General features: G+C 72.9%; 20 protein-coding genes and 1 pseudogene. 14 read left to right on the top strand and 7 right to left on the bottom strand.

From position 1 onward, the window contains the following. Positions 1-96 precede the first annotated feature (96 nt). Positions 97-957, bottom strand: a pseudogene (locus ABT247_RS18765) (alpha/beta fold hydrolase); the annotation flags it as partial. A gap of 109 nt (positions 958-1,066) precedes the next feature. On the opposite strand from ABT247_RS18765, the gene ABT247_RS18770 reads away from it, so the two are divergent. Further along, positions 1,067-3,025, top strand: coding sequence for an AfsR/SARP family transcriptional regulator (locus ABT247_RS18770; protein ID WP_350743912.1), 1,959 nt, complete (start codon positions 1,067-1,069; stop codon positions 3,023-3,025). An 83-nt stretch (positions 3,026-3,108) separates the two neighbouring features. On the opposite strand, the gene ABT247_RS18775 is transcribed toward ABT247_RS18770, so the two are convergent. Beyond that, a complete protein-coding gene (locus tag ABT247_RS18775; RefSeq protein WP_350743913.1) occupies positions 3,109-3,399 on the bottom strand; it encodes a hypothetical protein in 291 nt (96 codons plus the stop codon). A gap of 138 nt (positions 3,400-3,537) precedes the next feature. Further along, a complete protein-coding gene (locus ABT247_RS18780; RefSeq protein WP_350743914.1) occupies positions 3,538-3,822 on the bottom strand; it encodes a hypothetical protein in 285 nt (94 codons plus the stop codon). An 85-nt stretch (positions 3,823-3,907) separates the two neighbouring features. On the opposite strand from ABT247_RS18780, the gene ABT247_RS18785 reads away from it, so the two are divergent. Next, positions 3,908-5,446 carry a hypothetical protein gene (locus tag ABT247_RS18785; protein ID WP_350743915.1) on the top strand — a complete coding sequence of 513 codons (1,539 nt, stop codon included), beginning with the start codon at positions 3,908-3,910 and terminating at the stop codon, positions 5,444-5,446. 188 nt (positions 5,447-5,634) lie between these two features. Here ABT247_RS18785 and ABT247_RS18790 read toward each other — a convergent pair whose 3' ends face one another. Next, positions 5,635-6,030 (bottom strand): cytochrome C oxidase subunit I, encoded by a 396-nt coding sequence (locus tag ABT247_RS18790; RefSeq protein ID WP_350743916.1) that lies wholly within the window; start codon positions 6,028-6,030, stop codon positions 5,635-5,637. After that, positions 6,023-7,759 carry an aa3-type cytochrome oxidase subunit I gene (gene ctaD, locus ABT247_RS18795; protein WP_502892467.1) on the bottom strand — a complete coding sequence of 579 codons (1,737 nt, stop codon included), beginning with the start codon at positions 7,757-7,759 and terminating at the stop codon, positions 6,023-6,025. Before ctaD ends, ABT247_RS18790 begins: the two co-directional genes overlap by 8 nt. Positions 7,760-8,024: 265 nt before the next feature. On the opposite strand from ctaD, the gene ABT247_RS18800 reads away from it, so the two are divergent. The 4 genes from ABT247_RS18800 (at position 8,025) to ABT247_RS18815 (ending at position 10,969) form a co-directional block, all read left to right on the top strand. Further along, positions 8,025-8,468: a peptidase inhibitor family I36 protein gene (locus tag ABT247_RS18800; RefSeq protein WP_350743917.1), complete on the top strand. Its 444-nt coding sequence runs from the start codon at positions 8,025-8,027 to the stop codon at positions 8,466-8,468. A 201-nt stretch (positions 8,469-8,669) separates the two neighbouring features. Then, positions 8,670-9,326 (top strand): hypothetical protein, encoded by a 657-nt coding sequence (locus ABT247_RS18805; RefSeq protein WP_350743918.1) that lies wholly within the window; start codon positions 8,670-8,672, stop codon positions 9,324-9,326. A gap of 240 nt (positions 9,327-9,566) precedes the next feature. Beyond that, positions 9,567-9,950, top strand: a complete 384-nt coding sequence (locus ABT247_RS18810; RefSeq protein ID WP_350743919.1) for a hypothetical protein — start codon at positions 9,567-9,569, stop codon at positions 9,948-9,950. A 314-nt stretch (positions 9,951-10,264) separates the two neighbouring features. Further along, positions 10,265-10,969 carry a hypothetical protein gene (locus ABT247_RS18815; RefSeq protein WP_350743920.1) on the top strand — a complete coding sequence of 235 codons (705 nt, stop codon included), beginning with the start codon at positions 10,265-10,267 and terminating at the stop codon, positions 10,967-10,969. Positions 10,970-11,113: 144 nt separating this feature from the next. On the opposite strand, the gene ABT247_RS18820 is transcribed toward ABT247_RS18815, so the two are convergent. Continuing rightward, on the bottom strand, positions 11,114-11,788 hold the full coding sequence (locus ABT247_RS18820; protein WP_350743921.1) for a VC0807 family protein: 675 nt from the start codon (positions 11,786-11,788) through the stop codon (positions 11,114-11,116). Positions 11,789-12,103: 315 nt separating this feature from the next. On the opposite strand from ABT247_RS18820, the gene ABT247_RS18825 reads away from it, so the two are divergent. The 5 genes from ABT247_RS18825 to ABT247_RS18845 are packed head-to-tail and all read left to right on the top strand — an operon-like array spanning position 12,104 to position 18,264. Further along, positions 12,104-12,427, top strand: coding sequence for a helix-turn-helix domain-containing protein (locus ABT247_RS18825; protein WP_350743922.1), 324 nt, complete (start codon positions 12,104-12,106; stop codon positions 12,425-12,427). A gap of 7 nt (positions 12,428-12,434) precedes the next feature. After that, the gene (locus ABT247_RS18830) at positions 12,435-14,711 is read left to right on the top strand and encodes a hypothetical protein (RefSeq protein ID WP_350743923.1); all 2,277 of its coding nucleotides are present in this window, start codon (positions 12,435-12,437) and stop codon (positions 14,709-14,711) included. Further along, the gene (locus tag ABT247_RS18835; protein ID WP_350743924.1) at positions 14,708-15,415 is read left to right on the top strand and encodes a helix-turn-helix domain containing protein; all 708 of its coding nucleotides are present in this window, start codon (positions 14,708-14,710) and stop codon (positions 15,413-15,415) included. Before ABT247_RS18830 ends, ABT247_RS18835 begins: the two co-directional genes overlap by 4 nt. Then, positions 15,412-15,846, top strand: a complete 435-nt coding sequence (locus ABT247_RS18840) for a helix-turn-helix domain-containing protein (RefSeq protein ID WP_350743925.1) — start codon at positions 15,412-15,414, stop codon at positions 15,844-15,846. The genes ABT247_RS18835 and ABT247_RS18840 overlap by 4 nt, the downstream gene beginning before the upstream one ends. Before the next feature lie 54 nt (positions 15,847-15,900). After that, complete coding sequence (locus ABT247_RS18845; protein ID WP_350743926.1) at positions 15,901-18,264, top strand: DEAD/DEAH box helicase; 2,364 nt, start codon at positions 15,901-15,903, stop codon at positions 18,262-18,264. Positions 18,265-18,827: 563 nt separating this feature from the next. Here ABT247_RS18845 and ABT247_RS18850 read toward each other — a convergent pair. Continuing rightward, the gene (locus ABT247_RS18850; protein WP_350743927.1) at positions 18,828-19,256 is read right to left on the bottom strand and encodes an Imm1 family immunity protein; all 429 of its coding nucleotides are present in this window, start codon (positions 19,254-19,256) and stop codon (positions 18,828-18,830) included. Positions 19,257-19,333: 77 nt separating this feature from the next. Here ABT247_RS18850 and ABT247_RS18855 point away from each other — a divergent pair, with 77 nt between their 5' ends. From ABT247_RS18855 to ABT247_RS18865, 3 genes are all read left to right on the top strand, one after another. Beyond that, positions 19,334-19,564, top strand: coding sequence for a hypothetical protein (locus ABT247_RS18855; protein ID WP_350743928.1), 231 nt, complete (start codon positions 19,334-19,336; stop codon positions 19,562-19,564). A gap of 152 nt (positions 19,565-19,716) precedes the next feature. Further along, entirely contained in the window at positions 19,717-21,051 is a 1,335-nt protein-coding gene (locus ABT247_RS18860) for a chloride channel protein (RefSeq protein ID WP_350743929.1), read from the top strand. A gap of 786 nt (positions 21,052-21,837) precedes the next feature. Then, positions 21,838-22,131, top strand: a complete 294-nt coding sequence (locus tag ABT247_RS18865) for a hypothetical protein (protein WP_350743930.1) — start codon at positions 21,838-21,840, stop codon at positions 22,129-22,131. Positions 22,132-22,133 lie beyond the last annotated feature (2 nt).

Here is a 22,133-nt window from a genome sequence, read left to right on the forward strand (position 1 = left end):
ACCTGGGCCGGGCGGACGCGCCGGTGGTGTGGGACTGCGCCGCGGGCCTCGGCAAGACCGAGGAGGAGAAGCTCGCGAACGCGGTGAAGATGTGGCCCGGATCGCCGCCACGATCTCGCCGGGCGCCTCCTCGGCCATGAAGTGCCCCGCCCGGGTCAGCCGGTGGTCCAGGTCCGGTGCCCACGCCCGCCACACCGCGGCGGCGTCGTAGCCCAACTGCGCGCCCCAGTCCTGCTGGACGACCGTCACCGGCATGGCCAGCTGCGAGCCCGCGTCCAGGTCCGCCTGGTCGTGCAGGACGTCGATCCCCGCCGAGGCCCGGTAGTCCGCGACGATCGACGTCACCGCCGCGGCGCTCGCCCGCAGGTACTCGGCGCGCACCTCCTCGGGCACGGCGCTCGCGTCGCCGGCCCAGGCGTCCAGGAACGAGCCGAAGAAGGCGTCCGCACTGTTGGCGATCAACGTCTCCGGCAGGCCCGGCGGCTGCGCCATCAGGAAGAGGTGGTAGCCCACCGCCGCCGAGACGCCGTGCAGCACGTTCCACATGTCGAGCGTCGGCACGATGTCGAGGATGCCCAGGTGGGTGACGGCCTCCGGGTGGTCCAACCCCGCCCGGAAGGCCACCAGGGCGCCCCGGTCGTGGCCGACGAGGGCGAAGCGCTCGTGGCCCAGCGCCGCCGCCAGGGCCACGACGTCGGCGGCCATGGTGCGCTTGGCGTACACCTCGGGGCCGGTGGCCGGCGGCTTGTCGCTGGCGCCGTAGCCCCGCAGGTCGGGACAGATCACCGTGTGCTCGCCGGCGAGCCGCTCCGCCACGTGCCGCCACATCAGGTGGGTCTGGGGAAAGCCGTGCAACAGCACGACCGGGCTGCCCTGGCCGCCGACAGCGGCGGCCAGCTCCACACCGTCCGCACCGGGCAGGCGGGTGAGATCGAAGCCGGGAATGGTGAGCGTCATGAAGGCCGTCCTTCGCATCGGGGGCTGACCGGACCAGCGTGGACGAAGGCGATCAGCAGCCGATCAGTACGGCTGGGCGCAGCCGGCCCCGGCCACGGAGGATGGGGGCATGCGAATCGACGTACTCGGCGCCGTGCGGGCCCTGCGCGACGACGGCAGCCCGGTCGACCTGGGCGGACCCCGCCACCGCGAGGTACTCGCCCGGCTCGTGGCCGCCGAGGGACGGATGGTCACCACCGACACCCTCGTCGACGACCTGTGGACCGACCCACCGGTCCGCGCCGTGGGCGCCGTGCGCACCTTCGTCGCCGCACTGCGCCGCGCCCTCGAACCCGACCGGCCGCCCCGCGACCCGCCGCGCGTGATCGTCACCGAAGGCCCCGGCTACGCGCTGCGCCTGCCGCGCGAGGACGTGGACGTCCACCGCTTCCAGGACGCCGTGGCCCGCGCCCGACGCCACCCCCACACGGCCACCGGCCCCGACGCGGCGGCCGACCTCGACGCCGCACTCGCCGCCTGGCGCGGCCCCGCCTACGCCGACGTGCCCGCCTCCGCCTGGGCGCAGCGGGAGCGGACCCGGCTGGAGGAACTGCGACTGGAAGGGGTGGAACTGCGCGCCCGCATCCTCCTCGACTCCGGGCAAGGAGGCGACCTCGTCGCCGAACTCGGCGCCCACGTCGCCGAACACCCCTGGCGCGAGCCGGCCTGGGCCCTGCTGGCCCGCGCGCTCCACCGCGCGGGCCGCCAGGCCGACGCACTGGCCACCCTGCGCCGAGCCCGCACCATGCTCGTCGACCGGCTCGGACTCGACCCGAGCGCCGAACTCCAGCGCCTGGAGACGGACATCCTCAACGGCTGCGCACCACTCGACGCCGCACGCACCGCCTGGAGCGCCCCCGGTGTCCGCCTCGGTCCGCGCACCACCGTGGACCTGGCCCGCACCCTCGCCCTGGCCGGCGGCGACGCCCTCGTCCACGCACGGCGCGAGCGCCTCGCCGCGATCCGGGCGGCGGAACGCACCGCGGACGCCCACCTGGTCGCCCGGATCATCGGCGCCTACGACGTGCCCGCCCTGTGGAGCCGGGCCGACGACCCCGACCAGTCCCGCGCCGTCGTGGCGGCCGCCGAGCGCACGCTCACCGCACTCGGACCCGACGGCCCCGCCGACCTGTCCGCCCGCCTCCTGGCCACGATCGCCGTCGAGAGCCGCAGCGCCGACCTGACCGCGACCGAGTCCAGGCGCGCCCGGCAGGCGTCACGACAGGCCGAAGAGCTGGCACGGCGCCTGGCCGACCCCGCACTCCTGGCCTTCGCCCTCAACGGCACGTTCCTGCAGACCTTCACCCGCCCCGGGCTCGCGACGCAACGCGACGGCATCGGCACCGAGATCCTCGACCTCGCCACCCGCCACGAACTGCCGAACTTCGCCGTACTCGGCCGCCTCATCCGCCTGCAGTGCGCCTCGGCCCTCGGCGACCTCGACACCGCGACCGCGCACGCCGAAGCCGCCGAACGACTCGCCGCCACCACCGAGGCACCCCTCGTCCCCGTCCTCACCGGATGGTTCCGCGCCCGAGCCACGGCCGCCCGCAGCACCGAACCCGGCGGACCGACCGCCGCCACGGCCGCCGCCCACTACCGCGCCGCCGAGAACGCCCTCCGGACAGCCGGAATGCCCGGGCTGCACCGCGGCCTGTTCCCGCTCGCCCTCCTGGGCCTGCGCCTGCTGCACGACCGGCCCGCACCCACCGACCCGCACCTCGACTGGGGCCCGTACCGGCCGTGGGCCCGCCCCCACGTCCTGCTCGCCCAAGGCCGCGTCGAGGAGGCCCGCGCCGCCCTCGCCGCCGTGCCCGAACCAGCGCACGACCACCTCCAGGAGGCCATGTGGTGCCTCACCGCCCGCGCCGCCGTACGCCTCGGCGAACGCGGCATCGCCGCACACGCCGCATCCTGCCTCCGCGATGCCGGCCCGGAACACGCCGGCGCCGCCAGCGGCATGCTGACCCTGGGCCCGGTGGCGCGCTACCTCGCAGAGGCGCGCGCCTGCGTCGCCGAAACGGGGTAGCCGACAGCACCCCGCCGGACCCCGAGCCCGCCCGCGCCGCCCGTTCGCCGCGCCCCGCGCCGCCGCTCCGATCGGCCGGCAGGCTAGTCCACGCGCCGCAGCCAGTTGGCCGCGATGTGGCCCACGAGCAGATAGACCACCGCGGGAATGCCGTAGTTGAGCAGGGTCCGCAGCCACCCCTGGGACGGCGTGAACAGGTCGTGCGCCCAGGTGGACAGCCAGTCGGCCGCCTCGTGGACCCAATGCGCCAAGTCGTTCGAAGGATTGGCGTTCAGCACGTACAGGACGATCCACAGCCCCAGGATCCCCGCGACGATGTCGGCGAGGACCATGACCGCGCGGGCCGTCTCCACTCCTCGGTATCTGCCAGTCATGCCCGACGTGTAGCCCGTATCGGCGCGAGCAAACCGACCGAGACACCAACCGCATTGCCCGGCAACGGGGTTGGCCCGAAGCGTAGCGAAGGGGGCCGATCGTCCGGCCCGAGCGGTCCCGTCGCCCCGCCGGGGCCGTCACCGGCTGACCGCCCGGGCGGCTGCCGGCTCACCGCGCCGCCGCGCGGCCGGGCCGCCCGTACGCCGCCTGGCGTCGGTCCAACTCTGGATCACCGCGCGGCGGTCGGCGCTGTCCTGGGGGAAGAGCGCGGTCGCCAGTCCGAGCAGGGTCGTGCAGACGATGGCGAGGGCGGCACACCACCAGGGCGCCCCGGCGAGGACCGGCACGGTCCCGGCGGCCTGGACCAGTGCCGGGGGCGGGGAGGTCGGGCGCCAGCGGCGCCCCGATGTCTGCTGAGTCATGGTCAACACACAATCCCGTCAGCTCACTTGCGGACAGGGGCAAGAGTTGTCGAAGCTTGGGCAACTCGAATTCCTGGGAGTGACGGTGAGGCACAACGATCCTGGCAGCAGCCTGTCCGGGGCGGACCTCGAGCTGGCGGAGGCGCTCAAGTGCTGGTCCGGAAAGCTCAGGGACGTCGGGTTGCTGCAGCGGGACCAGGCCGAGCGGCTCGGCTGGTCGGAGGAGAAGTACAGCAAGTTCCTCAACGGCAGGCTGCGGATCACCGCTCCCCGGCAGATGCTGCCCGGCTTCCTCGCGATGGTCGCGGAGAAGCTGGGCGAGCCGTCGGAGGCCGCAGCGCGGGCGGACCTGGAGAAACTGGCGCAGGCCGCTCATGCCGCGCGTCCCCTGGCGTGGGTGGCGGATGAGCTGGCGCGGTTGAGGGCCGAGATCGCCCAGGTGCGGGACGACCGTGCCGCCGCCGAGGTCCAGCGGCGGCTGGCTGCGGCGGTCGAGGCTCTGGCGCGGACCGAGGCCACGCTGGCGGGACACGGAGAGCAGCTCGCGGAGGACCAGTGGGAGCTGGGGGCGCTGCGGTGGGAGGTGGCCGAGCTTCGGGCACGGGCGGCGAGTGCCGTCTCCGTCCGGTACCGGGCCGGCCGGGACGTCAACGCGCCGGTCACGTACTACAACGGCCCCGGCAGCGGCCCGGAGCGCCGGATCACGCCCGCCCGGGCGGTCGGCGGCGCTGCCCTGGCGCTGGCGCTCGTGGCGGCCGTGGTGGTGGGCCGACACTGGTACGGCAGCCGGACCGCGGTGGACGACGCAGCGCTCCAGCGCCAGGCGGAGAAGTCCGTCGACCAGCGGACCGTCCCGTTCCAGGTGCTGGTGGACGGCCCGGACCTGCGTCGCCACGGTGTGTGGACCTTCGTGCTGGACCGGCCGCTGACCAGGGCGGAGCAGGCGGGGCTCGCACGGTTCAAACCGGACGACCTCGCCCGGGTACGCGCTTACCTGGAACCACTGGGCGCCCGGCTGCTGCCCGAGGGTGATCCGCCCAAGGTCTGGGCCGATACCCGGGATCCGGCCCTGAAGGCGATCGAGAACTGGGAGAAGCAGGGCATGGTGGGGGGTGACACCTACCGGCTGCACTTCACCAGCGACCGTTCCTCCTCGGTGACCGTCGAGAACATCGGGATCACCGACGTCTCCTGCAGCCCCAGTCGGGCCGTCAGCTCCGTGCGGGCCCCGTCGGCGGGCCAGAGCGGCGTGCCGAACGTCTTCCTGTCGGCGGCCCTACCGCCCGGCACCCCCGCCGTCGAGCTGGACGACCAAGGGGGCGCCGTCAACACGGACTACTTCGCCCACCACAAGCTCGACCTCGGTCAGGCCACCACGCCCGGGGACATCGCCGTCCAGGTCGGCGGCGTCGCCGGGCAGGTCTGCTCCTGGGCCTTCCAGGTCGACTACCTGACCCCCGAGGGGAAGTTCACCGCGAGGGTGGACGACCGCGGCAAGCCGTTCACGGTCGAGGCCCTGCCGGCCCACCTGGCACAGCGGACCCTGTACGACCTGGGTGGGGCGAGCCACCCCGCCCACTGGGCGGACTGCGCCGCGGAGCCCACCCTGTGCGGCCCGGTCTGATGACCCGGCCGAGCCCGGGCTCGGCGGCCCGCGCCCGGCGGTTCGGTGGCTCGGTGGGCACGGCCGGGCCGGGCGACTGGCCGGCCGGGCGAGGGGAAGGGGCTGCCGGTGAGGGTCTGGGCACGTCCGCAGGATCGGCGGACGTGCCCAGACCCTTCAGGACGCGCGACCGGTCCTCGCAGGCGTCCTCACCCGTGGGGGTGCAGGACGGTGTACGCGGCCGTGGAGACCGCGACGGCCGTGACGGTGAGTGCGGTCACCGTGCAGCGTGTGCGCAGCTGGTGGTAGCGGGCTTCGTACTGGGCGCGGACGGCGGTGATGTGGCTGCGCAGGTGTTCGAGTTGCCGGCGGGTGTTCTGCAGGTCGGTGTGGATGTAGTGGTGTTCGACCTCGTCGGCCTGGGCGGTGGTGAGCCAGGGCAGCAGGCGGGTGAAGGCGCGGGCGGCCCGGGCGGCCCGCGCCTTCTCGGCCTGCCAGTACAGGTAGCCCTCCATCTGCCGGGTGCCCCGGTCGGCTTCGTCGCCCGCTGCGGTCCCGGCACCGAACGGCAGCGGGCGGCGGGCCCGGGGTCGGGGGTCAACCATCGGTGGAGTGCCCGCGCTCGTCGCTGCTGACGAGGGTGCCGCCCTGGCGCCCGGCGTCCTGCAGTTCGTCGGGGACCTCGGGGTGGTGGAGGTTGAAGGCGGGGGATTCGGAGCGGATCCGTGGCAGGGTCACGAAGTTGTGCCGCGGCGGCGGGCAGGAGGTCGCCCACTCCAGGGAGCGGCCCCAGCCCCACGGGTCGTCCTCGGCCACCTTCTCGCCGGACACGGCGGTCTTCCAGACGTTGTAGAGGAACGGCAGGATCGACAGGCCGAGCACGAAGGACCCGATGGTGGAGACGGTGTTCAGGGTGGTGAAGCCGTCCGCGGCCAGGTAGTCGGCGTAGCGGCGGGGCATGCCCTGGGCGCCGAGCCAGTGCTGCACGAGGAAGGTGGTGTGGAAGCCGATGAACAGCGTCCAGAAGCAGATGCGGCCGAGGCGCTCGTCCAGCATCTTGCCGGTCATCTTCGGCCACCAGAAGTGGAAGCCGGCGAACATCGCGAAGACGACGGTGCCGAAGACCACGTAGTGGAAGTGGGCGACGACGAAGTACGAGTCCGAGACGTGGAAGTCGATCGGCGGGGAGGCCAGCAGGACGCCGGTGAGGCCGCCGAAGAGGAAGGTGACCAGGAAGCCGACCGTCCACAGCATCGGCGTCTCGAAGCTCAGCGAGCCCTTCCACATGGTGCCGATCCAGTTGAAGAACTTCACGCCGGTCGGGACCGCGATCAGGAAGGTCATGAACGAGAAGAACGGCAGCAGCACCCGTCCGGTGACGAACATGTGGTGCGCCCACACCGTGACCGAGAGGCCGGCGATGGCGATGGTCGCGGCGATCAGGCCGCTGTAGCCGAACACCGGTTTGCGGGAGAAGACCGGGATGACCTCGGTGACGATGCCGAAGAACGGCAGCGCGATGATGTACACCTCGGGGTGGCCGAAGAACCAGAACAGGTGCTGCCACAGGAGGGGGCCCCCGTTGGCGGGGTCGAACACGTGGGCGCCGAACTTGCGGTCGGCCTCCAGCGCCAGCAGCGCGGCGGCCAGGCAGGGGAAGGCCAGCAGGACCAGCACCGAGGTCAGCAGGACGTTCCAGACGAAGATCGACATCCGGAACATCGTCATGCCCGGAGCGCGCATGCAGATGATCGTGGTGATGAAGTTGACCGCACCGAGGATCGTGCCGAAGCCGGAGAACGCCAGGCCCATGATCCACATGTCGCCGGACACCCACGGACTGTGGGTGCCGTCCGACAGGGGCGTGTAGGCGAACCAGCCGAAGTCGGCGGCCCCGTTGGGGGTGAGGAAGCCGGACATGGCGATGAGGGAGCCGAACAGGTAGAGCCAGTAGGCGAACATGTTCAGCCGGGGGAAGGCGACGTCCGGCGCGCCGATCTGCAGCGGCATGATCCAGTTCGCGAAGCCGGCGAACAGCGGCGTGGCGAACATGAGCAGCATCGCGGTGCCGTGCATGGTGAACAGCTGGTTGTACTGCTCGGTCGACAGGAGTTGCAGGCCGGGCCGGGCGAGCTCGGCGCGGATCAGCAGCGCCATCAAGCCGGCCGCGAGGAAGAAGCAGAACGACGTGATCAGGTAGAGGCTCCCGATCTTCTTGTGATCGGTCGTCGTCAGCCAGGCCACGATCACCCTGCCGCGCCTGGCCCAGCTCCGCTCGGGGACGGGCGGGCTGGGGGCGGGCGGGACGACGTCGTCGTCGGTGAGGATGGTCATGCGGGCTCCATTCCGAAGCGGACAGCCCCCATCCCTACCAGTAGCCGACCCATCACGCTGCGCGACGTTCGCGCGTGTCGCCCCGGGTGATCCGAGCAGCCCGCCGGACCCCGGGCGGGGGAGCGGCCCGGGGGGTGCGCATGCGAACCGCGAACGGCGGCGGGGCCCAGGGCTCTGCGGCCGTTACCGCTGTACGAGGCAGTTCGTTGATGAGGGCGATCACCTCTTCTGCCCGTGAGTCGGCGATGCTTTGGAGCGCAAGTTGATGAGGAAGAGGTTGCGTGCGCTGCTGGTGCCCGTGGTCGCCGGGGCTGCCATGGCGCTGCCGGTCTCCACGGTCCATGCGGCGGACGGGTACGACCGGTGCCCTGCCGGTTACTACTGCCTGTTCTCGGGCCTGGACGGCACCGGCGACATGATCAGGCTGACGGCGAGCGCGCCGGACCTCGCGGTGCTTGGCATGAACGACCGGGCGAAGTCGGACTGGAACCGGACCGCGTCGACCGTCCACCTGTGGTCCGACGCGAACTACACCGGCTGCACGGTGGTCACTTCCAGCGGGCCGACCGGCAAGGGCAACTTCTTCCCGGACTACCGGGACTTCTTCAGCTCGGTGCAGTTCGACGGCCCGGGCGGCCCGAGCTGCGACACCCCGCCCGGCGATCGAGGCGTTCGGCTGCCGGCATCGGTGTCCCGGCCCGAGCGGTGACGGGCAGCGCGTGACCAGGAAGTAGCGGGACGGCCAGCCTCCACGGCGTCGGCCTGCACACCGCCGCGGCGCGGGCCGCCACCAGGACCCGCTCGACCGGGCAGGTGGGGACTGCTCGGTGCGCTGCCGAGGCGCTGGGCTGGCGTGTCGGTGCCACGGTCTATGCTCCCGGCAACTACGACGTCGGGAAGTGATCATCAGATGTCCTACGAGGAAGACGAGTACGCGTTCATGCCCGCGCTGGGCAAGGCCCTGGCCGATCCGTCCGAGCGCGTGCGGACCCTGGACGGCTGGCGGATCGAGCGGCTCGGCCTGATCCAGGGGGCCGGGGGCGACGGCGCGATCTACGACCCGCTGGGGCCGGAGGCCGGGGGCTTCCCGATGCGGCCCGGTGGTACGCCGGTCTACTCGATCGCCCGGGAGAGCGCACCCGGCAGCCCGGTGGCGGTCCTGGTCCACCCCGGCGACAGCGTCCCGGTCCGGACGCAGGACTGGGGCGACCGCGTGGCGACCCCGTCCGGCGTGGCCGTGGTGCACGCGACCCCCCGCAGGTCCTGGATCGAGCCGGGCATGGGGATCCTCAAGCGCGCCTGGGCCACCCTGCACGCGCGCGCCGCCGAGAACGGCAGCTGGAGGCTGGAGAACCTCCGCGAGATGCTCGAGCGTGCCTCGGTGGACCCGGCGGACTGGCCGGTGGAGCCGGTCGAGGGCGACTTCGCGAACGGCTGGCTGATGATCCCGGACGAGGACGGCACCGGCACCGTGCTGGGCGTCCTGGCCGATCCGGACGGCTCCAACACGACCGAGTGCCTGGACGCCGAGGGCGAGACGGTGGCGATCCTGCTCCTTCTCGAATAGGGGCGAATCGCGCCCGGTCACCCGAGCCCTTCCGGCTCCTCTGAGCGCTCTTCGAGCCGGCATCCCGCTCCACGCCCCGGCCGAGGCCTCCGAAGCGCTGTCCCGTCGCCCGCTGCCCAGCGGCGGCCCGGCGGCGAGCGGTCCGCCGCCGCCCGCTCCACCGGATGCACCAGGCCGTGCGGAGTGGTCGACTCGAGACGACGGGAAGTCCCGGGGGCCGTCACGGAGAGGAGCCGAGCGATGCCGAAGGTATCCAAGCAGTCCGCGACGAATGTCCAGGAGTTCGGTCCGGTGACCGACCGCCGCGAGGAGATGAACGGCTACACCGTCGAATTCGTCTCCTTCGCGGCGGACGCCGACCTGGACGGGCCGCTGCAGTCGCTGCCCGACGGAAGGTGCCAGTGCCCGCACTGGGGCTACGTCATCGCCGGGCGCATGCGCTTCGCCTTCGTCGACCACGAGGAGGTGTACGAGGCCGGCGACGCGTTCTACCAGCCGCCGGGCCACCGGCCGTACGTCGACGCCGGGACGGAGCTGCTGCAGTTCAGCCCCACCGACGCGCTCGCCCGCACCGAGCAGGCCATCACCGACTGGATGGGCCGCCAACAGGGCGGTACGCCTTAGCCGCCCGTCCGCCGCGTCCTGCCGCCCCGACCTCGGTCCACCCGGGGGCTGGGCCCGGCGGCCGGGCGGCCGGGCGTGCCCGCGGCCCGCGCGTGACCGGCCGGACACACTCCCGCACGGGCCAGGCAGTGCCGCCTGATGCGCGGTCATCGTGCCCCCTGCCCCCTGCCCCTGCCCCCTGCCCTCCTGCCCGCCGCCGGCGCCCGGGCGGCTGATGGCCGGATGGACCACGGGTGTCTTCGATGAAAGGATCATCCCCGTCCTGTTCGTCGGCGCACCTGCCAGTCACGCCACGCACACTTCCGGGGGGAACCATGACGACGCGCACCCGCACACTGTCCGCTGCCGCGGCCCTGGCCGGGGCGGCGGTACTGCTGCTCGCCGGATGCAGCAAGGAAGTGCCCGCCCTGAGGTTCGGCTCCGCGCAGCCATCGGGGAACCGGCTCACCGCGCAGCCGCCGTCGGGCCGCTCGCTTCCCCTGGCCCAATGGCCGCACGGCTGCGAGGTGTTGAGCGACGCCGAGATCAAGGCGATCCTTCCGCAAGCCGACGCCATCAAGCGACAGCCGGTCAAGGTCACCATCATCAACTTCAACCCGCTGACCGAGGCGGACCCCGGCACGACGGGCGATGTGCCCGACGCCGGCTGCAAGTTCAGCTTCGGCCTGCCCGACAAGTCCGACAGCACCAGCAACAGCAGCATCAAACTCACCTTCACCGCTGTCGCCGACCCCAAGCTCGTCGCGAAGAACTACGCCGACGACCTGGCCCACGGCCGTGACGACGCGACCAAGTACCACAAGGAGTTCGAGGACCTCGGCACCTCACTGGGCCCGCAGGGCTGCTACGCCGAGGACCTCGCCAGCGGCAACCTGACCTGTCACCAGGGACCGTACGAGTTCGAGGTGAGCGGCTCCTCCACGGCCGGCGGAGTGGGGGAATACCCGAAAGCGGACCGGAACTGGAGCGACAAGGTGCTGCGCCAGGTGGTCCGCACCCTCAGCGCGCGCATGCCGTGACGGCGGCGCCGACCCGGCCCGCTCGGCCTTCGGCCGGTCGCCGGCAACGGGCGGCAGGCCGTTCACGGCGCCTGGCCCGGCACGCGCTGCGTCCCCCGCCCCCGAACCCGCTGCCGGCCGGCCGGGGGCACCCCGGACGCGCGCTCAGCCGTCCACCGAGCGCCCGGGCGCGCCCGACGTCAGGCGCCACAGCCCGGCCACCTCGTAGTAGACGCCGTTCACCACCTGCAACAGCAGCAGCGTGACCGGCCACAGCAGCGCGCCGAGGCCGGGCACCAGATCCACCGGCAGCACGTAGGCCATGACCACCCGCACGACAGCGTCGAGCAGCATCGCCACACCCCAGATCGCGGTCGACACCCGCCAGATCCGCCGGAAGGCCGGCTCGCGCTCCCACAGCACGTCCCAGGACGTGCCGTCGGAGCGGAACCGCCCTTCCAGGAAGGGGCGGCCGCCGTGGAAGAGCAGCGGACGCCTAGCCCTGATCGAGATCAGGAACCAGAGCCCGGCCACGCCGGTCAGCCAACCGTCCTTCGCCAGCAGGAACCGGGGGCTGCCGCTGACCAGCGCGGCCGCGACGCCCAGCAGCATGGTCCCGGCGACGAAGCCCGCCATGCCCTCCAGGCTGCGGGTGCGCCACCACTGCACCGCCGTGGTGACCGCCGGCAGGAGGGCGCCGGCGAGCAGCGCCACGAAGACACTCGCTCCGGCGGCGCGCAGGCCGTAGTACAACGCGATCGGTACCGCGACGTCCCGGAGGACACCGAGCAGCAGACGCCGCCCGCTCGGTCGCGCCGCAGCCCCGGAGGTCGTCACCATCGGCGCCTCCGTGCGGTCATGACGTCCTCCGGGTCACGAGAAGGGCCAGAGCGGGCGATCCCACCGACACAGCCGTCCGCCCTCGGCCGGGACGACCACGCCGGCGGTGAGCGACTCCACCGCCGAGGTGGCGACCAGACTACGCCGCCGTGTGCCGCTTCCGTACCGGTCTCCCGACCTCCGTCCGGGCCTTGCCGCTCAGACCCGGGCACGGGGCCCCTCATCGCAATGAGGTCATAGTGAGGCGCACATGCGGCGGAAGATGCTGCGTTGGAAAAGGTGTTCTGCGATACCTTCCTCGACAGGAGGTGTGTGATGTCCGAGATTTTCGCGGCGGTGGACGCGCTGCTGGCCAAGGCCCGGGAGGGCGGTGACCTGCCGGAACCGGCGGAGCGGGAGCGGCTGCGCAAGGCGGCCGGCCTGACCCAGGTCGAGGTGGCCGATGCCTTGAAGACCCGGCGGGAGACGTTCGCGAAGTGGGAGGCCGGCACCGCGCAGCCGCGGTCGCCGAAGCGCGGCGCGTACGCGTTCCTGCTCGCGGGCCTGGCCGACATCCACGGCACCCAGGGCCCCGACGGCTGGCTCACCCTCGCCCGCCGGGCCCGCCCCCTGGACACCAGCACCGCGGACGGGGAGTGACGGCCTGATGGACCGCAAGACGTACACCGCCGAACTCGCCGCTCTGCGCCAGCTGCGCACCGAGATCACGGCCGCCGAGAAGCAGGTCGCCGCCGCGCAGAAGGAGCTGGACAAGCTCAACCAGCAGCGCTCGCGCCGGGTTGCCGGCCTCGCGGGGTACGAGGGCGCCCAGGCGCCGGCCGTCGCGAAGGCCTCCGGGCTGTCGGTCGGCGACGTGGTGCGGATCGCCCCGCTGCTGGACCCGACCCCGGCCGCCGTCCGCGCCGCCAAGGCCGACGACCAGGCCGCGGCCGCTGCTGCGGCGCCCGCTCCGGCCCCGGAGGCCGCGCCGGTCGAGGAGCCCGCCGCCGCGGTCGCCCCGGTGCTGACCCGCCCGGCCCCCGTACCCGAGCAGCCGGCCCCGACCCCGGCTCCGGTCGACGTCGAGGACCACCGGGTCGAGGTCGTCGCCGAGCAGCCCGCCCCGGCCGAGCCCGCCGTTCCCGCCCCGGCGGCCCTGGCTGCGCCGGCGGCCCAGGCGGCCCCGACGGCGCCGGCTGCGCCGGTCGTCCCGGCCGCTGCCGCGTCACGTCCGGTGGCTGAGGCCGGGCCGCGTGAGATGCCCACCCTCCCGGAGGGGCCGACCGGTGCCCGGTTCGAGGCCGTGACCACCGGCCTGGTCTCCAAACGCCCCAACTTCACGCAGCAGGCCCGCTCGACGGTGTTCCTGGACGCCGCGACCGGCGACCTCGCGGTCCGCGACCGTGTGGTCCGGCTCGACCTCGGCACCCGCACCCCGGGAGAGATCCTGGACGCGGTCCTGCACATCGCGCCCGGTACCGAGCGGATCTACATCACCGCCGGCGCCCCCTGGCACGACGGCGCCGAGCGCTACTCCACCCTCAAGGACGCGGTCGCCGCCTGGCTGAACAGGCCCTCGGAGCGGTGGACCACCGCCGTCGGCGCCGGCCGCGACAAGCTCGCCGGGCACTTCGTCCACCAGCACCAGCCCGTCGGCCGCTACGCGCCCACCACCACGCCGGACGGGCCGGTGACGGAGATCCGCTCCATGGGGGAGTGGTTCGACCCGGACGGCGCCGACGTCACCACCTGCCGGGACGCGTTCCGGCTGCTGTGGCAGGCGCTGCGCCGCCACTGGGACGACGCCGTGCTGATGGGCTCGCCGTCGCAGACCGGCCGGGACCTGTGGTCACGCACCATCCCGACCACCGGCAAGTGGGCGGGTGGCTACCCGGTGCTGTCCGAGGAGTTGCGCGGGCTGCTGCACGCGACCGGCGGCCAGGGCCGCACCGAGCTGATCCTGCCCCCGCGCGTGCCGGAGCAACTGCCCGCGCTGGTGGAGTACGACCGCACCTTCGCCTACGCCAAGCACCTGTGGAAGTCCCCGGTGGGCACCCCGCGCCGGATCACCGCGGCCGCGTTCGCGGCGATGACCGAACAGGAACAGATCAAGGCGCTGATGTCCTGCTCGCACTGGAACGTGCGCGTGACCGTCCCGGCCGGCTGGAACCACGTCGGCCTCCTCCCGGCCCCGGTCACCGGTGACCGCGCCTGGGTCTACCCCTCGGAGCCCGGCGCCACCTTCACCACCTGGGCGGGCGGCGCGGAAGTCCACCTGGCGCTGTCCAACCACCTGATGCCGTGGAAGGTCGAGATCCTCGGCGGCCTGCTCTTCGAGGACGGCAAGCCGCTCGACGAGTGGGGCAAGCGCCTCAAGTCGGCCTGGGCGGACCTGACCAACCTCTCCACCCTCCACGGCGACGAGCGCCAGCGCACCGCCGCCTACCTCGCCTCCCGCGCCGTCCGCTCCGTGCTGCTGTTCGGCCTCGGCGGCTTCGCACAGCGCCCGCGGCTGGTCTCCGGCACCACGCCCATCGGCGAGGCGCTCCCGGCCGGGGTGGAGATCCTCGGCCAGGACGGCGAGGTGGTGACCTGGCAGCGGCAGGCCGGCTTCTCCCGCGACCCGTACGCCCACCCGGAGTGGGCGGCGTACGTGTGGTCGGGGGCCCGGGCGGCGCTGCTGGACATGAAGTACCGGCAGGGCAAGGAGGTCATCGCCCACGCCGGGGCGCTGCACGCGCGGCCGGGCACGGTCGTGTACTTCGGCACCGACGGCATCGCCCTGACCGAGCGCCAGCCCTGGCCCTACCGGGGCGAGCCGGGTGACTACCTCCTCAAGGGCCACCTCACCGGCCCCGTCGAGCACCCGACCAGCCAGGAGCAGTACCTCAAGCTGCGCGCCCTGGGCCGCGCCGAACTCGCCGAGAAGGGAAGTGACCAGTGAGCCCGGCCGACCCGACCCACCCCAATGAGGCCGCCCGCCTGACCCAGCAACTGCTGGACGAGGGCTACACCAAACGCCAGGTCGCCAAGATCCTCGGCCGCGACGCCTCGCTGGTAAGCCAGTTCTTCACCAAGGGCAAGGGCGCGGCGTTCGTCGCCGCGCTGCGCCAGGTTGTGCGGGCCGTGCGTGGAGGCGAGCGCGACGTCGAGGCGCTCGGAGCCGTGGCCCAGGAGAACGTGGAGCGGCGCCGTACGAGGACCGGGCAGAAGGCGCGGGTGCGGGGTAAGGACGTCGTCGGTGAGGCGGGCGGCTCCATGGCCGGCCGCGCCGGGAAGCAGGCCATCCGCTCCGGCGCTTCCCATCTCGCGCCCGTGGTGCACGAGACCGGCCGGGCCGGTGGCCGGCTGGCGTTCACCGTGCGGATGAAGGCCGACCAGTTCACGATGTCGGCCGGTTCCATGGAGGACTCCCCGGGTCTGCGTCGCGGCTTCGTCCCCCGCGCGGACGGCACGGAAGAGCGCACCTACGGTTCTGCCTCCACCGGCGGGTTCGACGCCGCCGAGTGGTCCCAGCGCGTCGCCGACCACCACGGCGACGTCACCGAGGCCATGAAGGCCTGGCTGGTGGAGACCGGCCGCGCCGTCGCCGATGCCGACATCGCCTACCTCGAAGTCCGCGCCTGGGTACCCGAGGAGCACCGATGAACACCGAACGAGTCTCCCAACGCCGCAGCCCTGTCGAGCGGGAAGAGCTGCGCCGTCAGGCCATCGAGCTGGAGGACAGCGGCCACACGGTCAGCCAGATCGCCTGGAACCTGCGCATCTCACCCAGCACCGCCCGCCGGCTCCTCACCACCGCAACCCGCGACCCCCACGCACCGGACCCCGACCGCCCCACCTGGTTCACCGGCCCGGACGAACAACTCGCGCTGCTGCGCCGTGCCGCCCAGGCCCGCGGCGTCGTCCTGGACCTCGCCGTGGCGCCAGGGGAGGAGGACGCGCAGGAGCTGACCGACGAGCTCGCCGACATCCTCCTCGCCGAGGGTGGCTTCACTGCCGACTGGGAGATCACGAAGTTCGGCGACATGGTCGAGCGCCTCATCGACGCCCTCAACCAGTACGCCCAGCCGGACTGACCCGCCCCGCGCTGCCTTCCGCAACGCCCAGTCGACGAAGGAGAAGCCACCGCCGTGGACACCACCACCACCGCCGCCGCCGAGCACGGCGTGCCGGCCGCTCTGCGCGCCCAGGCCGTACCGCAGCTCCCGGCGCAGCCGTCCGCCATCGCCGCGGTTAACCCGTTGCCGCTGCACTGGTTCCAGAAGGACGCGGTGGCGGCGGCGGTGCGCGCGGTGAAGGACGGTGGCCGGGCGACCGTCGTGGCGGCGACCGGTTTGGGCAAGACGCTGATCGCGGCCGGCTGCGCTCGGCGGCTGGCGGCTCGGGGGCGGGTGCTGGTGTTGGTGCCCACGATCGAGCTGCTGGAGCAGACGGCGGAGGCGTGGTCGCTGCGGGGCGGGCGCCGGGGTCTGGCGGTGGCGGCGTGTTCTCGGGAGGAGGCGCTGGAGAGCGCGGAGGCCGGCGGCCGGGTGTGGGCTCAGGTGTCGACGCAGGGCGCTCGGATCGCCGACCTGGTCGCTTCCGCAAGGCGCGGTGAGCCGGTGACCGTGTACGCGACCTACGCCTCGTTGGAGCGGATCGTCCAGGCCCACCAGCAGTTCGGCCTCCCGGCGTGGGACCTGGTCGTGGTCGACGAGGCGCACCGCACCGCCGGCTCCGAGGGCAAGGCGTGGGCGGCCGTCCACGACGACGCTCAGGTGCCCGCCGTGCGCCGGCTGTACTTCACCGCGACACCGCGGATCGCCGACGACCGCCGGGCGAAGGCGGGCCTGGACGACCTCGCCGACGGTGCCGAGCAGCTGCCCGCGCTGTGCTCCATGGACGACGAGACCATCTACGGTCCCACCGTGTTCACCTGGACTCTCGGCCAGGGCATCGAGCACGGCTACCTCGCCGACTACCGCGTCCTGGTCCCCGTCGTCACGGACGAGGACCTGCGCGACCTCCTCAACCTGCCCGCCGTCGCCGATCTGCGCTCCCAGCGCACCAACGAGGAACTCCTGCGCCTGGCGTTGCAGATCGCCGTGCTGCGCGCCGTCGCGGACCTGGAGCTGCGCCGGGTGATCACGTTCCACTCGCGGGTGGCCGGGGCGCGGGAGTTCGCGGACAGCCTGCCCGCGGCGGCCGCCCTGTTGAAGGGCGCGGACCGGCCGGAGCGGATCTGGGCGAGGGCCGTCGCCGGCACCGACCGGCTGCGGGAACGCCGGGCCGCGTTCGCGGAGTTCAAGGCCCACACCGGCGAGGACGGCGAGGAATGCGGGATCCTGTGCAACAGTCGGCTGTTGACGGAGGGCATCGACGTCGCCGCCGTCGACGCGATCTGCTTCGCCGACCCCAAGTCGAGCGTGATCGACATCGTCCAGGCCGTCGGCCGGGCGCTGCGCCAGTCCTACCGGCAGGGCAAGGTCTCCTGGGTCATCATCCCGGTCTACCTGCCCACCCCGGTGGTCGGTGATGACGGCACGGCGGCCGCGGACCCGGCGGAGGTCCGTGAGGCCGGGGCGGCGGTGCGGGCGGAGGCCGACGCCGAGATCGAGGCCAGCTCGTTCCGGACGATCTGGCGGGTCCTGCGGGCGCTGGCCGCGCACGACGCCCGGGTGGTCGGCCGGATCACCGAACTTCGCGGCACCCGCTCCCAGCCCACCGCCCACACCACCACGCAGGCCTCGCCCGCCGAAGGCGAGACCGCTGCGGCGAAGGGCGAGCAGCCGCCGACGGCGACGGTGGTGGAGTCTCCGGTGGAGTGGCTGCGCATCGACGCCCGCCGCCACGTCGGCGCGATTCTCCAGACAGTGAAGCTGCGGGCGTTCAACCCGAGGGCGACGGAGTGGCAGCGGATGCACGCCGTCGCCGCCCGGTTCCACCTCGAGCACGGCCACCTCGACCCCACCGACAAGACCCGCCACGGCGACCTGATCTCCTGGCTCGACCGCCAGCGCCACCTCAACGGCCGGCACCTCCTCGACCCGGCCCGGATCAACGAACTGGACGCGCTGGGCATGATCTGGTCCAAGCACGCCAACGCCTGGGAGCGCGGCTACGCCTACGCCCGCGCCTGGGCCGCCCACCACGGCCACCTGGCGATCCCCGCCACCGAGAAGCTGGACGGCTACGCGGTCGGCGCGTGGATGCGCCGCCAGCGCAAGGCCGAGGCCCTCACGCCTCAGCAGGTCGCCAAGCTCGACGCGCTCGACGAGCTGTGGCGCCTGGAACCGGACTGGAACCGCTCCTACCGCCGCCTGCTCGCCTACCTCGCCGCCGGCGGCACCCTCACCGGCCCCGCCAACCGCACCGGCCTCGGCGACGACCCGGCCTTCCGGCCCGGCTCCTGGCTGCGTAAGCAGGCCAAGGCCCGCGCCGAAGGGAAGCTGACCGAGCAGCAGACCGCGCTCCTGGACGCCCTCACCCGGCACGCCGAGACCGTCACCGGCTGACCCCGCCCCCAACCCACGCCCGCCGTCCCGGCCCGCCGGGCGCCGGCGGCGGCCCGGCGGGGTCCGGCACGCCGGCCTGCACCGGGGGCGGGATGAGCCGGTGGAAGCACAGCTCGCCCTTCGCCGAGTTGCTCCTCCTCCAGTCCACCGACCACCCGTGCCGCCGGGCCAACTGCTCGACCCGGACGGGCGCCAGGCTGGGTAGTTCGGGCGCCACAGGTAGGTACGACACGGCCCGGCGCACGCCGCCGGACGGCAGCCTCGACGGCTCCCAGCCGCTGTTCTTCTCCGCGGAGGCGAAACGCTTCCGCGGAGCCTTCGGTGTACTGCTCCCAGTCCTCGGGCCTGCCGTGCCACTCGACGCGCAGGCGCCGCCAGGAGATCGCGGCCGTCGCTATCCCGCCCACGGCCTCGACGAACTCGCCGGCATCGCCGCCACCCGTGGCGCCGCCGTCCAACACCATGAACAGGAGCGCGAACACCAGCGCGATCCCCAGCGGGACGCAGGGGAACTGCAGGACGAGCTGGGCCGCCAGGCGGTCAGGAGATCATTCCAGCTGGCGTCAGAATTCCTCGTCCTGCCATTCGATGCAGGTCGGAAGCCAGCCGCCGTTCTCGAGGAACTCCTTCACGGCCTGACGGACATTCGCGATGGGAATCTCCGAGCCGGGCATGAACTCCCTCACGTGGCCGAGGAGCATGTACTCGACGATTCCGCGGTCCACCGCGCCCTTCGACGCGAAGTTGCCGTCTTCCGCGAAGGCCAGCGCGCCCACCTGGGCAACCCTGTCCAGCCCGACCGCCAGTTCGTGGTCCCGGTACCCGGACGGCAGCGTGGGCCGATCGAGCGAGTGGACCACGGCACAGTTCTGGTCGTGCGGCCCGTTCAGCAGGGAGTCGATGAACGAATCCACGTCCTCCGCACTGCCGAGAACGGCGGGCGTGTCGATGTGCTCAGACTCAAATTGCACCTCGAGTCCTTTGGTTGTCATTCTCTCCCCTTGAACATTTGGCTCGGTGGTGAGAGCGCTTCCCCCACAAGTACGGTCGAACGGACCATGCGTTGGTCGTGAAGTTCAACCCCACCACAGTCCGCACACCGGTCCTCATGATCATGGGGCAGTCGGCGGTCGCCAACCGTGCGGCGATGCCGCACCTGCTCAAGCACGACTGCAGGCGCCTCGTCAGGGAGATCGAGTCCCTCGACCGATTCCGTCTCATGCTGCGCGTCGACGCGGCGGACACCTACGGCCACCAGGCTCTCGAGGCCGCCACCGACCTGTCGGCCGTCGCGTCCTGACCCAGCCACGCGCCCGCAGCGACCGGGCGTCGGCCGCCGATCGCCCGCCCGGGGCTGGCCTCGACCTCCCGGAACTGCGGCCAGAGCCGTTTTCGCGGATCCTCATCAGCAGACGGTGCTCCCCCAACAAGGCCGAAATCCAGGAGGCGCGCATGTCCCCCGACCCCACCCAAGAGCCGGGGACGTCACCGGATCCATACGCTCTGGTCAGGACCCGCGGCTATGCAGGACTCCTGATCATGGCGGCCGTGCTCGGGGTGCCGATCTCCGCGGGTGCGTACGGCTTCCTCGCCCTGATCGACGAACTCCAGCGGTGGACCTACACCGATCTGCCCAAGGCGCTCGGCTTTCACGGGACCCCGTCCTGGTGGCCCCTGCCGCTGCTCGCCGCGGCAGGGCTGGCGGTGGGAGCGGCCATCCGATACCTTCCCGGAACCGGTGGTCACAAGCCGGCCGAGGGGTTGTCGACAGGAGGCACGGCGAAGCCGATCGAGCTGCCCGGAATCTTCATCGCGGCCGTGGCCACGCTGGGTCTCGGAGCGGTCCTCGGCCCGGAGGGCCCGCTCATCCTCCTCGGCAGTGCGGTGGCGGTCTGGGCGGTAGGCCGGCTCAAGCCGGACATGCCGGAGCAGGGCCGCAGCGTGGTCGGCGCCGCCGGGAGCTTCGCCGCGGTCAGCACCCTGCTCGGGTCACCCGTCACCGGAGGGTTCCTCCTCATGGAGGTCGCGGGGGTCGGCGGCCCGATGCTCGGGGTCGTGCTGGTGCCGGGCCTGCTCGCCGCCGGCATCGGCTCGCTCGTGTTCGTCGGCCTCGACAGCTGGACCGGTCTGGGCACGTACTCCTTGGCGCTTCCCAACCTGCCCGCGGCGAACGCGCCCACGTTCGGCGAGTTCGGTTGGGCGCTACTGATCGGGCTGGCGGCCGCCTTCGTCGGCGCGGGCCTCCGACGACTGGCGCTGTGGCTGCAGCCACGCGTCGAACGCCGCCGGCTCCCCGCCACCATGGCGATGGGACTGGCGGTCGGGGGGCTCGCCATCACCTATGCCGAGGGCAGCGGCCATTCCGCGACCGAGGTGCTGTACTCGGGACAGAGCGCCATGGACCCGCTGATCGTGAACAGCGCCGCCTACTCGGTCGGCACCCTGACGCTGCTCTGCGTGTGCAAGGGCCTGGCGTACTGCCTTTCCCTGAGTGCCTTCCGGGGCGGCCCGATCTTCCCGGCCATGTTCGTGGGGGCGGCGGGCGGGGTCGCGCTGTCCCACCTTCCCGGGCTGGAGCTCACCCCCGCGTTCGCCATGGGCATCGGGGCGATGTCGGTGAGCATGCTCAAGCTCCCGCTGACATCGGTGCTCCTGGCCACGCTGCTGCTGGGGACGCAGGGGATCACCGTGATGCCGCTGGTCATCGTCGCGGTCGTGGTCGCCTACGTGGCCGCGCTCAGACTCAGTCCGGTGCCGGCCCGGAAGGCGGCACCAGCGCCGCAGTGAGCGCATTCGGGATGACGCGCGCTCGCTGGGATCGGTCCGCTGCTCCTCACGGCCGGTACGGCGACGACCGCCGATCCGACTCGAAGAACGAATCGCAACCGGCCTGCGGGCCGAACGGCAGGAAGAACGCCTCCCACGGCCCTTCGAGCGAGGCGCCTGGCGCCCGCCCGGTCGGCGGGCCGCCCCGGGCACACACCAGTTCAGGCGGCGGCTGGGGTCGGCTGCGGCTGCCCCGCGGGTGACGAAGGCGGCACCGAGTCCGGCGCGCTGACCGGGCATCTCTGATGGCTCATCCGACTCGCTCGGACCCGAGGTCCCGCGCACGCTGAGGGTGGCCGGCCCGGCGGCCGCCGATCCGAACCGGGCAGGGTGCCCGATCACCGCCGGTACCCCGGACGCGGTGAAGGACGGCAGGGTCGAGACGGGGGCCGGGCTCGAAGAGCCGTCGGCCCGGTCGCGCTCTGCGCAGGCGCTGGGACTGTCGGGTGCGGCCGGGTCGGCATCCAGGGCGGTGCGCTCGCTCCGTGCCGGCGTGCATCCGGCGACCACGCATGGCGCCCCCCGACCGGCGGAAGGTGCGGGAGCGGGTCCTGGCCTGCGGCGGGCGTCGTTCAGCGGTCCCAGGCAGGGGCTTGCGGTGGCCCCATCGGCGCACGGGTGACTGGGTCCATCGGTCCTCGCGGACGGGCTCGTCGGCCCTCGTGGTCGAGCACGGGGTGCGTCGAGGATCGAGGTACGGGTGAGGCGTGTCCCCGAAGGCCTCACCGGTCGAGGACAGTGAGAACGATGGACGAGATCGGTCGAGTGGGTTGGTTCACCATCGGTGTCAGCGCGATGGCGCTCGCCGGAGCCGGCCACGCCGTGGCCGGTGCCGGGCGTATCGCCAAGGAGATGCTGCGGACACCGGACGAGGAGCGCCGCGCCGCCGCATCGGGGCGCCGTACTCTCAAGACGGCCAGCGGAGCGGGTGGCTGGATCCTGTTCGGCGCGCTGCTACTGGCGCCCGAGGCCATCCGCCACGCCCTGTCCGGCGCCGAGACGATCGCCAAGGAGGCCGTCAAGGAGCCGGCGGCCCGGTGACC

Source organism: Kitasatospora sp. NPDC001539 (genome assembly GCF_040298565.1).
In the GTDB taxonomy this organism is placed as follows: Bacteria; Actinomycetota; Actinomycetes; order Streptomycetales; family Streptomycetaceae; genus Kitasatospora.

Coding starts and splice junctions, on each gene's coding strand:
- ABT247_RS18850 (WP_350743927.1), bottom strand. CDS start 19,256: ATGACAACCAAAGGACTCGAGGTGCAATTTGAGTCTGAGCACATCGAC.
- ABT247_RS18805 (WP_350743918.1), top strand. CDS start 8,670: ATGTCCTACGAGGAAGACGAGTACGCGTTCATGCCCGCGCTGGGCAAG.
- ABT247_RS18775 (WP_350743913.1), bottom strand. CDS start 3,399: ATGACTGGCAGATACCGAGGAGTGGAGACGGCCCGCGCGGTCATGGTC.
- ABT247_RS18810 (WP_350743919.1), top strand. CDS start 9,567: ATGCCGAAGGTATCCAAGCAGTCCGCGACGAATGTCCAGGAGTTCGGT.
- ABT247_RS18840 (WP_350743925.1), top strand. CDS start 15,412: ATGAACACCGAACGAGTCTCCCAACGCCGCAGCCCTGTCGAGCGGGAA.
- ABT247_RS18790 (WP_350743916.1), bottom strand. CDS start 6,030: ATGGTTGACCCCCGACCCCGGGCCCGCCGCCCGCTGCCGTTCGGTGCC.
- ABT247_RS18865 (WP_350743930.1), top strand. CDS start 21,838: ATGGACGAGATCGGTCGAGTGGGTTGGTTCACCATCGGTGTCAGCGCG.
- ABT247_RS18825 (WP_350743922.1), top strand. CDS start 12,104: ATGTCCGAGATTTTCGCGGCGGTGGACGCGCTGCTGGCCAAGGCCCGG.
- ABT247_RS18830 (WP_350743923.1), top strand. CDS start 12,435: ATGGACCGCAAGACGTACACCGCCGAACTCGCCGCTCTGCGCCAGCTG.
- ABT247_RS18780 (WP_350743914.1), bottom strand. CDS start 3,822: ATGACTCAGCAGACATCGGGGCGCCGCTGGCGCCCGACCTCCCCGCCC.
- ctaD (WP_502892467.1), bottom strand. CDS start 7,759: ATGACCATCCTCACCGACGACGACGTCGTCCCGCCCGCCCCCAGCCCG.
- ABT247_RS18800 (WP_350743917.1), top strand. CDS start 8,025: ATGAGGAAGAGGTTGCGTGCGCTGCTGGTGCCCGTGGTCGCCGGGGCT.
- ABT247_RS18815 (WP_350743920.1), top strand. CDS start 10,265: ATGACGACGCGCACCCGCACACTGTCCGCTGCCGCGGCCCTGGCCGGG.
- ABT247_RS18770 (WP_350743912.1), top strand. CDS start 1,067: ATGCGAATCGACGTACTCGGCGCCGTGCGGGCCCTGCGCGACGACGGC.
- ABT247_RS18860 (WP_350743929.1), top strand. CDS start 19,717: ATGTCCCCCGACCCCACCCAAGAGCCGGGGACGTCACCGGATCCATAC.
- ABT247_RS18820 (WP_350743921.1), bottom strand. CDS start 11,788: ATGGTGACGACCTCCGGGGCTGCGGCGCGACCGAGCGGGCGGCGTCTG.